Origin of the sequence: Pallidibacillus pasinlerensis (assembly GCF_009996845.1) — a bacterium.
In the GTDB taxonomy this organism is placed as follows: Bacteria; Bacillota; Bacilli; order Bacillales; family Caldibacillaceae; genus Pallidibacillus; species Pallidibacillus pasinlerensis.
This window is the reverse complement of record NZ_JAACYS010000025.1, coordinates 1-13402: the sequence shown is the minus strand read 5'-3', so window position 1 is coordinate 13402 and position 13402 is coordinate 1. Positions and strand designations below refer to the sequence as shown.

Here is a 13402-nt window from a genome sequence, read left to right as displayed (position 1 = left end):
TTAGAACTGCTGATTTTTTCTTTTTCAAAAGGAAGAAAAATCAGCTACTTTTTTGTCCAAAATTAAATTTTTGTTAAAAGAGTGGGCTGATTAGCATATACTAAATTTATTGAATAGCATTTAAAATTTTCATATCGCTAAATGTTAAATAATGGTAAAATATCAAGGGATTATTTTTAAATTTAAGATATTAATTATCCAGTTTGGAGGATTAATTTATGAAAAGAAAGTTATTTTTACTTTATGGTGGTAAATCAGCTGAACACCAAGTGTCAATAAGAACAGCTTTTGCAGTTATGCAAGCATTAGATTTTGATAAATATGAGGTTACACCTGTCTATATTACAGAAGAAGGTCAATGGGTAAAGCGAGAAGCTTTAGAAAACCCTGTTAAGCAATTAAATGATTTAATCGTGAAACCAACGAAAGAGGAACAAAATAGTCTCACTTTATTTAATAACAGTGCAATTATAAGTAATGATGAGCCACCGGTAATTTTTCCGTTATTACACGGTACAAATGGCGAAGATGGGACGGTTCAAGGACTGTTAGAGGTGTTAAACTTACCATATGTCGGTAATGGTGTATTAGCTTCCTCAGCAGGTATGGATAAAGTAATCATGAAAAACATTTTCGCTCAAGCAGGTTTAAAACAAGTTGATTATGTAAGTGCTCTTCGTCATGAGTGGGAACAAGATAAAGAAAAGGTTTATCGTCGTGTAGAAGAAAGTTTAACATATCCTTGTTTTGTAAAACCAGCAAACTTAGGATCCAGCGTTGGTATTAATAAATGTAACGACCGGACTGAATTGGAAGATGCTTTTGTTGAGGCGTTTCAATTTGATCGGAAAATTATTATTGAACAAGGTATTGAAGCAAGAGAAATTGAAATTGGTGTCCTTGGTAATGATGAACCTCAATGTTCTGTTGTAGGTGAAATTGTTCCGAAAGCAGAATTTTATGATTATAAAGCGAAATACGAAGATGGAAATACAGCTTTAATTATTCCTGCCGACATTCCTGAGGAAACGTACGAAACAATTAAGGAAATGGCTATACAAGCGTTTAAAGCGTTAGATTGTTCTGGATTAGTCCGTGCCGACTTTTTCGTAACAAAAGATGGTGAAGTTTACATTAATGAAGTAAACACGATGCCTGGCTTTACGCCTGTAAGTATGTTCCCGTTATTATGGAAACATTCGGGCTTAGAATACTCTCAATTAATTGATCGGTTAGTGGAATTAGGATTAGAACGCTATAATGAAAAACAAAAACTTCGTTATACGCTAGATTAATTCCATAATTACTAAAAAATGAGAATTCAAAGTTACAGGGTTGTATTTTTTTACCAACCCTTGTTATTTTTAAATAAAGGAATATTAAAGGAGGGGGATTCATGATTAAAAGAACTCTCGAACAAATAAGTGAAATGATTACAGGTGCAAAATTTGAACTACAATTCGCGAATAAAGTTGTAACAGGGGTATCAATAAATACAAGAGAGATACAATCCGGAAATTTATTCGTTCCTTTAAAAGGTGAAAATAGAGATGGACATGAGTTTGTCCATGACGCATTTAAGCAAGGTGCAAGTGTAACGCTTTGGCAAAAAGATGTTCCAAACCCTCCGCAAGATGTACCGATAATTTTTGTCGACGATACGCTTGAAGCATTACAACAGCTTGCTGGAAAGTATCGTGAACAATTACCGATTAAAGTTGTTGCTGTTACAGGTAGTAATGGGAAAACAACAACGAAGGATATATTGGCTGGGCTTCTTTCGGTGAATTATAAAGTACAAAAAACACAAGGAAATTTTAATAATCATATTGGCTTACCCCTTACACTTCTTAGTTTAAAAGAAGATACAGAAGTTGCTGTTCTTGAGATGGGAATGAGTGATTTTGGCGAAATTGACTTGTTAACGAAGTTAGCTAAACCTGATGTAGCATTGATTACGAATATTGGTGATGCTCATTTACAAGATCTAGGTTCTCGAGAGGGAATCGCAAAAGCAAAATTAGAAATTGTAAATGGTTTAAAAGATAACGGTCTATTCGTATACCCTGGCGATGAGCCACTTCTAAAAGAACAATTAGTGTCGATAACTAAACCGATAAGAACGAAGACTTTCGGGAAAAGCACTAACAATGACTTTTATGCTAATCAAATAGAATTTAATGATTCGGGAACGGCTTTTAAAACGAACGTCACAGACTTAACATTTCATTTGCCGTTTTTAGGAGAATACAATGTCATGAATGCTTTAGCTGCAATGATTGTGGCAAATGAATTTGGTGTTTCGTATCCAATGATGAATACAGCCTTTGCACAAATAAAGTTAACAGAGATGCGTATGGAAATTACTCGTGGTATTAATGGGGCTCAAATATTAAATGATGCGTATAATGCAAGTCCTACTTCAGTAAAAGCGGTTATTGATTTAGTGGCAACATTATCAGGTTTTTCAAGAAAGATAGTTGTTTTAGGTGATATGTTAGAGCTTGGACCAAAAGAGAAGCAATTTCATATTGAAATTGGTGAATATATAAATCCGAATAAGATTCAATATGTTTTCACTTATGGGAAGCTGGCATCATATATTGCGGAAGGTGCGAGAACAAACTTCGAACAAGATCGAGTATTTTCCTTTGAGGATAAGCAGGAATTAATTAAAAAGCTTCAAACATATCTTGATGAAAATTCGTTCGTTCTAGTAAAAGCATCAAGAGGAATGAGACTAGAAGAGGTTGTTGAAGCGATAAAAGAAGAATTTTAGTCGTTGGTTATCAACTTTTCCGCTCACTTTGTATTGATATATTAGAGTGAGCGAAAACAATTAACAATAATTGTAAAATGTTTTATGATACTTAGCCTTGTTCAGAAAAAAATTGCATTACCTAATATTTAGTGGTAATATAAATTAATCTTATTGGAAATGACTATATTGAATGAATGATTACTCTCAAAAAGGTATGAGAGTTTTTTTTGTTAAAAGAAGGAGTTTGAAAGCATTGGGAAAATTTGAAGATTTACAAATAAGTTCTGCAACTTTAAAATCGTTGAAACGTATTGGTTTTGAAGAAACGACACCAATTCAAGAAATGACGATTCCATTAAGCTTGCAAGGATTTGATATAATAGGACAAGCGCAAACCGGTACAGGAAAAACGGCAGCATTCGGAATTCCTTTAGTTGAAAAGGTAAATCCTAAAAACAAAAATATTCAAGCGTTGGTTATAGCTCCTACAAGAGAGTTGGCTATTCAAGTATCGGAAGAATTGTATAAAATTGGCTATGAAAAGCATGCACGTGTGCTTGCGGTATATGGAGGCCAAGATATATCACGACAAATTCGTGCCTTGAAAAAAAATCCAGCAATTATTGTTGGTACTCCAGGACGTTTATTAGATCATATTAAACGTAAAACAATCAGATTAAATGACATTCATACGGTTGTACTTGACGAAGCGGATGAAATGTTAAACATGGGCTTTATTGAAGATATTGAAGAGATTTTAAGCAGTGTACCAGATGAACGCCAAACACTGTTATTCTCTGCAACAATGCCGAATCGAATTAAAAGTATTGGCGAACGGTTTATGAAAAACCCGCAACATGTCAAAGTGAAAGCGAAAGAAATGACCGTACCACAAATTGATCAGTTTTTCATTAAAGTAGATGAACCTGAGAAATTTGATGCGTTAACACGCTTACTTGATTATCAATCACCAGAACTTGCGATTGTTTTTGGTCGTACAAAACGAAGAGTAGATGAAGTTGCCGAAGCACTTTCAATCCGTGGTTACACAGCAGAAGGAATTCATGGCGATTTATCACAAGGAAAACGAATGAGTGTTCTTCGCAAGTTTAAAGAAGGTTCCGTTGATGTTTTAGTTGCAACAGACGTTGCTGCTAGAGGTCTTGATATTTCTGGTGTAACACATGTTTATAACTTTGATATTCCACAAGATCCAGAAAGTTATGTCCATCGTATTGGTCGTACTGGACGTGCTGGAAAACAAGGGATGGCGATTACGTTTGTATCGCCACGTGAAATGGGTTATTTACGTACTGTTGAAGAAACAACGAAGAAACGAATGAAGCGAATGCAAGTACCGACTCTTGCAGAAGCAATTGAAGGTCAACAAAAACTTGTTATTGAAAAAGTAGATACTACAATTGATGAAAATGATTTATCATTGTATCGAAAAGCTTCAGAACAGTTATTGGAAGAGCATGATGCAATTTCTGTCATCTCTGCAATGATGAAAATGCTAGTAAAAGAGCCGGATACAACACCAGTAAAAATTTCTTACGAAGCACCACTACCATTAAGAAGAGATAAGAAAAACTTTGGTGGCTCGAAAAAAGGTAACCGCAGTGGTGGCGGTGGCAGAGATTTCAAACGTAGAAATCAAAGATCAGGAAAACAACAAAACCGTAGAGATAAAAAAAGATAATAATGCGATAAATAGCGTTGATCATTGATTCAGCGCTATTTTTTATGGAGGGAAATTGGTCAAATTACAGTCTTGCTCACAAATTGTATCGACTTTAAATGAAATCCTTTGGGAATCGCTCATTGAACAGTAAAATTCGCTCGTCGACAAATGGGAATCGCTCATACGGCATTAATTTCGTCTTTTTAAAATTCAAATCGCTCAATAGGTAATAAAAGTCGCTCATAAAGTATGCTGAATAGCTCATAGAATCTTGATCCGCTCATTAAATTGAAATGTCGCTCATAAAATCGCACAAATCGCTCATAAAAGTTGATTGTTCGCTCATGAAACGTTAATAATCGCTCAATGAAGTCCCGATTCTTGTATTTCCCCTCATGAAACAAATAGAAAAGGTAAAACTAATAGGAAAGACAATAGAAAAGAGGATTACAAATGACAGTTGTCCGCCTAGGATATGTCGCAATGAGTGTTCATTTAAAACATGCATCACCATCCAAAACAATGGCTTTTGCACAATTTTCAAAAATAGCTAATCGTAATGCTGCAATTCGTAAATTAGAAAGAATTACGCAATCAAACTTAGCAAACTGTCTACGTCTATTACGATCTAATTTAGAAAATGAAATACATTTTTTTCGCTTCAGTTCAAAGCTTATTCCGTTGGCTAACCATCCGGAACTACAGGATTGGGACTTTTTTGCACCTTTAACAGAGGAATTGGCGGCAATAAAACAATTTTTAGCTGAACATAAAGAAATGCGGGTGGATTTTCATCCAGATCATTTCGTTTTATTGAATTCCCCAAAAGCAGACATATTGAACCAAACGATACAAACGTTAAATATTCAGCGGCATTTACTCAAAGGGTTTGGACTTGATCCGACCCATCGTTGTGTTTTACATGTCGGAGGCGGGTATCAAAATAAAGAAAAGGCGTTAGAACAATTTATCCATAATTGGGGGCTGACTCTATCATTAAATAAAACACTTTAGAACAAATAATTATAGGGGCTAATCTAAAAGCCCCTTTTAAAAACTGTTTAGAATTCATTTTAATTTTCTTTCTGCAACTAAATAGCCACATAGTATCCCCCAAGCCAATCCTCCGAGGTGGGCGTATATATTTACGTTTGGTCTAAAAAAGGTAAAAATTATGGAAAATAAAATTATTATACTTATTAATTGTGTATGATATGTTGATAGCTTTTTAAAATATATTAGGCAGGCAAACACTCCTAATAAACCGAAAATAGCACCGCTCGCTCCAACGTGGATGTATATAGGTGGAGCTAATAAATAGGTAACAACATTTGCGAAAATCCCCGAACTGAAATAGATTATTAATAATGTAGATTTTCTTACTAATTGTTCAAGTTGATATCCAGCAAAAATAAAAATCAAGGCATTATAAAACATATGATAAAAATCCCCGTGAACAAAAATCGGTGTGAATAGGCGCCACCACTCTCCTTGTGAAATTAATATATTGACGCCTGCAAGTTGTTGGAAAATTAAACGATTCGGAAAAATTGGGACCGTCGTGAGAAAATAAACGATAAGATTAATGATTAAAATAGTAGATACGATTGGAAATTTTTTAATTGCGTATAACAATTCATTTAACACTTTCATGAATTTATCTCTCCTATATATTTTGCCGTCGAGTAAAATACTTGTACAATTAATATATATGAAAAACTGTTACGATTAGAAGGAGTATTCTATGATTAAAGGAATTGGAATGGATATTGTTGAATTAGAACGGATTAAACAAACGTATGAACGAAATCCAAAATTCAAAAATCGCATATTAACAGAAACTGAAAGAATTAAGTTTGAAAGTTTATCTGAGAAGAGAAAAATTGAATATTTAGCAGGGCGTTTTGCTGCTAAAGAAGCCTTCTCTAAAGCATATGGAACAGGAATTGGTAAAGATTTATCATTTCTAGATATCGAAATTGTGACAGATGATCGCGGTAAGCCCCATATCGTAAAACCGATGCAAACTGGAGTTCATCTAACAATTACCCATTCTGACCAATATGCGCTGGCGCAAGTTATTATAGAAGAAGTAAATAATTAACGAATGCCCTTAATAACTAACTTTTTAAAAGGCAAAAAGTATGTCCAACAAATTATCATAATTCAAAGGTTTGTCTCATATATTCAAAGTGAAATATAGGGAGACAAGACTTCTCCTCGTAGGAAATGAAACAAAAGGGGATGAAACGATGAAGAGGAAATGGGTCATACTTTTTGCCAGTTTGATTTTAATGCTAATTTTAACAGCTTGTGGTGCAAAATCCCAGGAAGATGTCTTAAAAGATTTAAATGCAAAGGCCGAATCAATGAATGGGTATAAGTTAGATGCAAAAATGACTCTAACGATGGGAGCAGATGCTCAAGAGTACCAAATTGAAGTCTGGCATAATAAACCGGAAGAGTACCGGGTGCATATGAAAAATGCTGAACGGGAACAAAGTCAAATGATTCTACGAAACAAAGAAGGGGTATATGTTTTAACGCCTGCCTTAAACAAAAGTTTCAAGTTCCAAAGCGATTGGCCGAAAAACTCAAGTCAGCCGTATTTATTTGAATCATTGGTACAAGATGTAGTTGAAGATGAAGAAGCGAAGTTTACAGAAACAGAAGAGCATTACGTATTTGAAACAAAGACGCGTTATCAATATAATAAAATGTTACCAATTCAAGAAATTACATTTAATAAGAAAGATTTAGCTCCACTTAAATTAGAAGTAATGGACCAAGACAGAAACGTCAAGCTAACCGTGGAATTTTCAAAAGTAGAATTTGATGCGAAATTTGATGAAGGCTCCTTTGATTTAAATCGAAATATGACGAGTGCACAAATGGAAGTTCCTGTTACATCTAACCAAGAAGAATCGCTAGATTACGACTTTACAGTAAAAGTACCGACGGAAGAAATCCCTGGAACAAATTTAGTAGATGAAGAAGAAGTAGCTACCCAAAATGGTAAACGGGTAATATTAACATATGATGGTGAAAAATCATTTACGTTAATGCAGGAACATGTCACGGTGGCTGAAACTGCATTAATGTCTCCAACACCTGTCAAAGGCGATCCGGTTGATTTAGGGTTTACTATTGGAGCATTAACCGATTACTCATTAACTTGGACAGAAGGCAACGTAGAATATATGATTGCTTCAAATGATTTAACGAGAGAAGAAATGGTAATGTTAGCAAAATCAGTCCAAGGCGTTGCGATTGAAAAGTAAGCTAAACTTATTGTGTTGAGCTGTCTACTATGGCGGCTCTTTTATTTTGGCAAAATCATCAAAAACTACTATTACAACGATTACAAAAATGGTGGATTTTCCCTATTCTAATGTATCACCGTGTTACATTGACAGAACGTCATTTTTAATAAATAATATATAAATTAACATACTCATAAAAGAATTTCGTTTTAATCATTCAAATATAAAAAGGAAGTGTATCCTTTTGAATCACACATTTTATCGTCAAACATGGGCAGAAGTCCAACTTGATGCAATAAGAAACAATATTAAATCCATTATAAGTGTACTACCAAAAGAAACAAAGATGATGGCCGTCGTTAAAGCAAATGGCTATGGACATGGTGCGTTGGAAGTAGCAGAAACGGCCCTAAAAGCAGGCGCTCATTCTCTTGCGGTGGCGTTACTAGAAGAAGGGGTTTTTTTAAGAAAAAAAGGAATTCAAGCACCAATTTTAGTTCTAGGATATTGCCCTCCTGAATATGCTGAAATAGCTGCCGAAAATAATATTGCTATGACTGTTTATCAAAAGGAATGGTTAGAAAAAGCGGAATCCTATTTATCCGAAATCCCTTTAAAAGCCCATGTAAAAATAGATACAGGTATGGGACGGATTGGAGTTCGTGAAGAAAAAGAACTAATTGATATTTTAACGATGATATCTAATACGAAAAATGTAGAACTAGATGGTATCTTTACGCATTTTGCTATGTCCGATTCGAAAGACAACTCTTATTACGAAGAGCAATTATTTAAGTTTAAACAGTATTTACAAGTTGTTGATAAGAAACCTAAGTGGATACATGCATCAAATAGTGCCGGAACATTAATTCATAAAAAAAGCTATTTTAACCTAGTAAGATGTGGCATTGTAATGTATGGCTTAACGCCTGCACTTGAAATAAAAGATGATCTTCCGATTCAATTACAACCGGCAATGTCACTCCATTCAAAATTAATTCAAGTAAAAAGAGTTAAAGCAGGATCAAGTATCAGTTATGGGTGCACATATAGAGCTGAAGAAGATGAATGGATTGGTACGATCCCAATTGGTTATGCAGATGGGTGGTTGAGAAAATTACAAGGTCAAGAAGTTTTGGTTGATGGAATAAGAGTCCCAATTGTTGGCAGAATATGTATGGACCAATGTATGGTGAAATTACCAAAACAGTATCCGGTTGGAACTCCTGTAACATTGATTGGGAAACAAGGTAATGAAGAAATTACCGTAGATGAAATTGCTCAAAAATTAGATACAATTAATTATGAGGTACTATGTACCATTTCATACCGAGTACCTCGAGTTTATAAAGATGGCAAAGATTTGGTAAAGGTTTCTAACTCTCTCCTATATCCTACAGTAAAATTGTGAATAATATTGAAACAACTTGCATTAAAACTGTTTTTTTAGCCGATAATATTGAGGGTGACAAAAAGAAAAAAGCTTTCTTTTCCAGTAAATAAATGTTACTATTTACTAAGGAGTACTAGTTGAGTTGTTGGAGGTGTCTTTTGTGTCTGAAACCGGCGCAACACAAGAAATTTTAGTGAATTTACCTCAAAGTCTGTTGTTAGAAATTGATGGTTTTATTAAAACAGAAAAAGTAAATCGAGATGAACTAATTTATCAGGCTACAAAAGAATTTTTACGCGAAAGAAAAAAAAGACACATTCGCGAATCAATGAGACGGGGATATATGGAGATGGCCAAAATTAATTTGTCCATCGCATCTGAAGCGTTTCATGCAGAATATGAGGCAGAACATACAGTAGAGAGATTAGTAAGCGGAGGATAAGCCTTTGATCATTAAAAGAGGCGACGTTTTCTTTGCCGACCTTTCCCCTGTTGTTGGTTCAGAACAAGGAGGCGTCCGTCCTGTTCTCATATTGCAAAATGACATCGGGAATCGGTTTAGTCCTACTGTAATCATTGCAGCAATTACTGCTCAAATTCAAAAAGCTAAATTACCAACACATGTGGAAATTGATGCGAAAAAATATGGATTTGAACGTGATTCAGTAATTTTACTAGAACAAATTCGAACAATTGATAAGCAAAGATTAACTGATAAAATTACACATTTAGATGATGGAATGATGAAAAAAGTTGATGAAGCTTTGCAAATCAGTTTAGGATTAATCGAATTTTAGTTATACACAACAAAGTAACGCTCTTCAAGAATAAGAGCGTTTTTTTGTACATAACTTTACGGATTTATATCGGGAAAGGTCATATCCTAGCACATATCTAACAACAAAACTAGCTACAAAGACGGGGAGAGAAGTACAAGTAATCGTGAACGATGTAAGCAATTATTTTGTGTATTTTACTAATTTTTTCTCTATGCTGTAGTTCTGCCTGCTATTAGAGGTAAGTCTCATTGACTTATCTTTTTGTTTTTTTACAAGCTTTTTCTGAATGGATTCAATATATGGAGGAAGTTGTTTGCAATTGAAAGGTAGAAATGTCTAAAATTAAATAGGGTCCGTTGTTAGCGCAAAAAGAATGACTATCTTTGAAAAATATGAGACTTTGATACCCGTTTAGTTTTTTAAAATCATTGGGAGTGAATACATTGGAAAAAGTAGTCGATACTCAAAAGAATGAAAAACAAGTTAATTTAATGAAACAAGTAGCTAAAGAACTATCAATTAAACTTTCACAAGTAAAAAACGTTATAGACTTAACGGAAGAAGGGAATACAATTCCTTTTATTGCGCGTTATCGGAAAGAAGTAACCGGTGCTTTAGATGAAGTCGTTATACGTGATATATTAGATCGTTGGAATTACTTAATGAACTTAGAACAACGGAAAGCGGAAGTTATTCGTATAATCGATGAACAAGGGAAATTAACGGATGATTTAGTGAAGAAAATTAATCGGGCTACAAAACTCCAAGAAGTGGAAGATTTGTACCGTCCTTATAAACAAAAAAGACGCACAAAAGCGAGTATTGCTAAAGAACGTGGTCTTGAGCCATTGGCAAATTGGATGCTTTCATTACCGGAACAAGGTAATTTACTAGAAGAAGCGACAAAGTATGTAAATGAAGAAAAAGAAGTTCATACTCCTTCAGATGCAATCAATGGTGCAAAAGATATTATAGCTGAATATGTTTCGGATCAGGCTGAAGTTAGAAAATGGATTCGTTTTGAAACGTTAAAACATGGAATTATCCAATCTTCTGTTAAAAATAAGGATCAGGATGAGAAACGAGTATATGAGATGTACTATGAATATGAAGAACCGGTAAGTCGCATTGTTCCTCACCGTGTTTTAGCGTTAAATCGCGGAGAGAAAGAAGATGTATTAAAAGTTTCGATTAAGCCGGATGTTGAAAAAATCCTAAACTATTTAAATAAGACGTTTATTGGAGTAAAATCCCGATCACCTGTAGCAGAAGAAGTAATGGCTGCCATTGAAGATGGTTATAAACGTTTAATTCAGCCTACGATTGAACGTGAAGTGCGAAATGAATTAACAGATAAGGCGGAGGAACAGGCAATTGTCGTATTTTCAGAGAATTTACGAAAACTTTTATTACAGCCACCGTTAAAAGGGAAAATGGTTCTCGGTGTCGACCCTGCCTATCGGACAGGTTGTAAACTAGCTGTCGTGGATGAAACTGGAAAGGTGCTCCATATAGATGTCATCTATCCACATCCACCAAATGCGAAAAGAAAAGAAGCGCAGGAAAAAGTGCTGGATATTCTGAAGAAATACGGCATTGAAATGGTTGCAATCGGGAATGGAACGGCATCCCGAGAAACGGAAGAGTTTATAGCTGAACTGTTGAAAATAGACGGTACAGGTATCGTTTATTTAATTGTTAATGAAGCGGGAGCAAGTGTTTATTCAGCCTCGGATTTAGCAAGAGAAGAGTTTCCGGACTTACAAGTTGAAGAAAGAAGTGCCGTATCTATTGCCCGGAGATTGCAAGACCCGCTTGCTGAACTCGTAAAAATTGATCCGAAATCAGTTGGTGTCGGACAATACCAACATGATGTTTCACAAAAGAAATTACAAGATTCCTTAACTTTCGTTGTTGAAACGGTAGTTAACCAAGTGGGTGTTAATGTAAATACTGCATCTGTATCTTTATTACAATATGTTTCGGGTCTATCAAAAACAGTTGCCAACAATATTAAAAAATATCGTGAAGAAAACGGCAAATTTAAAAATCGAAATGAATTGAAAAAGATTCCCCGCTTAGGCGCAAAAACTTACGAACAATGTATTGGTTTCTTACGAATCATTGATGGAGATGAACCATTAGACCGAACAAGTATCCATCCGGAAAACTATCCGGTAGTTGAATCTTTACTTGAAACAATTAATATGACTAAAGAAGACATTGGAACGGAAGGTTTAATCAATCGTTTGAATGAAATTAATATTTCAGAGATGGCCGAAAAATTAGGAGTAGGTCATTTAACATTAAAAGATATATTTGACGCATTGAAACGTCCAGAACGTGATCCTCGAGATGATTTACCAAAACCGTTATTAAGAAAAGACGTCTTACAAATGGAAGATTTAAAACCAGGTATGGAGCTGCAAGGTACCGTTCGTAATGTTGTTGATTTTGGTGCCTTTGTTGATATTGGAGTAAAACAAGACGGATTAGTCCATATTTCTAAAATGAGTAACAACTATGTGAAACATCCATTAGACGTTGTTTCTGTAGGTGACATCGTAACGGTTTGGGTTGCGGATGTAGACGTGAAAAAAGGTAGAATAGCATTATCGATGATTAAAGAGTAAAAAAGCTGCAGTGTAATACTGCAGCTTTCCTACATATGAACTTTTGAAAAAATGGCTGGGATAAAGGATGTATAAAATAATTATTACGGAGATTGACTAGGGAGTAAAAAACATATTATTTTAGGCTGAAACCCAATTTAGGCAAATGAAAACTATGAGAGATGTTTATAATAAAAGTACCAACATTGATTCAGTAATTTAATTTGATATCTGTTCTTTTCGTAAAATGCCCGTTGGATTTGAACCTTTAACCAAGTAGGCATAATAAATCCTCCTTATTGTAAGAGGTTAAAAATATAAATAAGTTTTTATTATTTATTTTATTAATCAATACTTATACTCAGTTTATGATTATATAGGTTGTCATGTTGCATAAAATAAATAGTTCCAATAAAAATTAAGTTTATAGGTGAAAAAAAGTGGATGATATGCAATTGCAAAAATTAGTCGAGAAGATTTCTTTAAAATATTTCCAAGTGCCCTTTCGCCATGAGGCGAGTTTTAATAAGAGACTTCGCACGACTGGAGGAAGATACTTATTACAAACTGGTAATATAGAGATTAATAAGAAGTATTATGATGTATATGGTGAAGAAGAGTTAATTGGAATTATTAAACATGAATTATGCCACTATCATCTACATCAAAATAAAATGGGGTATCAACATAAGGATCGTGATTTTAAACTATTAGCAAAAAAGGTCGGAGCTCCGAGGTTTTGTACCCCTTTACCGATCGAATACCAAGCGAAAAAACCAACAAAAACTCATCGCTATCAATGCCAATCTTGTAAGTATATTTATTATCGGAAAAGACGAGTGAATACTAGTCGATTTGTATGTGGGAAATGTAAAGGTAAGCTATTAAAATTAGAGGAGAAATAAAAGTT

Annotated in this window: 12 protein-coding genes and 1 pseudogene; 11 read left to right on the top strand and 2 right to left on the bottom strand. The window is 34.5% G+C overall.

Features of this window, described 5'->3' with window-relative positions:
• The first annotated feature begins 218 nt into the window (after positions 1-218).
• The 4 genes and pseudogenes from GW534_RS07160 to GW534_RS07145 form a co-directional block, all read left to right on the top strand.
• Positions 219-1295 carry a D-alanine--D-alanine ligase gene (locus tag GW534_RS07160; protein ID WP_161920370.1) on the top strand — a complete coding sequence of 359 codons (1077 nt, stop codon included), beginning with the start codon at positions 219-221 and terminating at the stop codon, positions 1293-1295.
• Between the two features lie 101 nt (positions 1296-1396).
• Positions 1397-2779 carry a UDP-N-acetylmuramoyl-tripeptide--D-alanyl-D-alanine ligase gene (locus GW534_RS07155; RefSeq protein ID WP_161920369.1) on the top strand — a complete coding sequence of 461 codons (1383 nt, stop codon included), beginning with the start codon at positions 1397-1399 and terminating at the stop codon, positions 2777-2779.
• A gap of 235 nt (positions 2780-3014) precedes the next feature.
• The gene (locus tag GW534_RS07150) at positions 3015-4463 is read left to right on the top strand and encodes a DEAD/DEAH box helicase (protein WP_407670451.1); all 1449 of its coding nucleotides are present in this window, start codon (positions 3015-3017) and stop codon (positions 4461-4463) included.
• Between the two features lie 435 nt (positions 4464-4898).
• Positions 4899-5432: pseudogene (locus tag GW534_RS07145) on the top strand (UV DNA damage repair endonuclease UvsE); the annotation flags it as partial.
• An 81-nt stretch (positions 5433-5513) separates the two neighbouring features.
• Here the strand turns inward: GW534_RS07145 and GW534_RS07140 are convergent.
• Complete coding sequence (locus GW534_RS07140) at positions 5514-6098, bottom strand: rhomboid family intramembrane serine protease (RefSeq protein ID WP_161920366.1); 585 nt, start codon at positions 6096-6098, stop codon at positions 5514-5516.
• 91 nt (positions 6099-6189) lie between these two features.
• Between GW534_RS07140 and acpS the strand changes: the two genes are divergently transcribed.
• The 6 genes from acpS (at position 6190) to GW534_RS07110 (ending at position 12513) form a co-directional block, all read left to right on the top strand.
• Positions 6190-6549 carry a holo-ACP synthase gene (gene acpS, locus GW534_RS07135; RefSeq protein WP_161920365.1) on the top strand — a complete coding sequence of 120 codons (360 nt, stop codon included), beginning with the start codon at positions 6190-6192 and terminating at the stop codon, positions 6547-6549.
• Positions 6550-6697: 148 nt separating this feature from the next.
• A complete protein-coding gene (locus GW534_RS07130) occupies positions 6698-7726 on the top strand; it encodes a LolA family protein (RefSeq protein ID WP_161920364.1) in 1029 nt (342 codons plus the stop codon).
• Between the two features lie 226 nt (positions 7727-7952).
• Positions 7953-9119, top strand: a complete 1167-nt coding sequence (alr, locus tag GW534_RS07125) for an alanine racemase (RefSeq protein ID WP_202630859.1) — start codon at positions 7953-7955, stop codon at positions 9117-9119.
• Between the two features lie 142 nt (positions 9120-9261).
• Positions 9262-9543, top strand: coding sequence for a CopG family ribbon-helix-helix protein (locus tag GW534_RS07120; protein ID WP_161920363.1), 282 nt, complete (start codon positions 9262-9264; stop codon positions 9541-9543).
• Positions 9544-9547: 4 nt separating this feature from the next.
• Positions 9548-9898 carry a type II toxin-antitoxin system PemK/MazF family toxin gene (locus GW534_RS07115; protein WP_161920362.1) on the top strand — a complete coding sequence of 117 codons (351 nt, stop codon included), beginning with the start codon at positions 9548-9550 and terminating at the stop codon, positions 9896-9898.
• A gap of 473 nt (positions 9899-10371) precedes the next feature.
• Complete coding sequence (locus GW534_RS07110; protein ID WP_161920384.1) at positions 10372-12513, top strand: Tex family protein; 2142 nt, start codon at positions 10372-10374, stop codon at positions 12511-12513.
• Positions 12514-12665: 152 nt separating this feature from the next.
• Here the strand turns inward: GW534_RS07110 and cmpA are convergent, their stop codons facing one another.
• Positions 12666-12776, bottom strand: coding sequence for a cortex morphogenetic protein CmpA (cmpA, locus tag GW534_RS07105; protein WP_161920361.1), 111 nt, complete (start codon positions 12774-12776; stop codon positions 12666-12668).
• A gap of 156 nt (positions 12777-12932) precedes the next feature.
• Between cmpA and GW534_RS07100 the strand changes: the two genes are divergently transcribed.
• Complete coding sequence (locus GW534_RS07100; RefSeq protein WP_161920360.1) at positions 12933-13397, top strand: SprT family protein; 465 nt, start codon at positions 12933-12935, stop codon at positions 13395-13397.
• Positions 13398-13402 lie beyond the last annotated feature (5 nt).

Bases quoted from the DNA above. Each gene is read 5' to 3' on its own strand.
- GW534_RS07160 (WP_161920370.1), top strand. From the start codon at position 219: ATGAAAAGAAAGTTATTTTTACTTTATGGTGGTAAATCAGCTGAACAC.
- GW534_RS07155 (WP_161920369.1), top strand. From the start codon at position 1,397: ATGATTAAAAGAACTCTCGAACAAATAAGTGAAATGATTACAGGTGCA.
- GW534_RS07140 (WP_161920366.1), bottom strand. From the start codon at position 6,098: ATGAAAGTGTTAAATGAATTGTTATACGCAATTAAAAAATTTCCAATC.
- acpS (WP_161920365.1), top strand. From the start codon at position 6,190: ATGATTAAAGGAATTGGAATGGATATTGTTGAATTAGAACGGATTAAA.
- GW534_RS07130 (WP_161920364.1), top strand. From the start codon at position 6,698: ATGAAGAGGAAATGGGTCATACTTTTTGCCAGTTTGATTTTAATGCTA.
- GW534_RS07110 (WP_161920384.1), top strand. From the start codon at position 10,372: ATGAAACAAGTAGCTAAAGAACTATCAATTAAACTTTCACAAGTAAAA.
- cmpA (WP_161920361.1), bottom strand. From the start codon at position 12,776: ATGCCTACTTGGTTAAAGGTTCAAATCCAACGGGCATTTTACGAAAAG.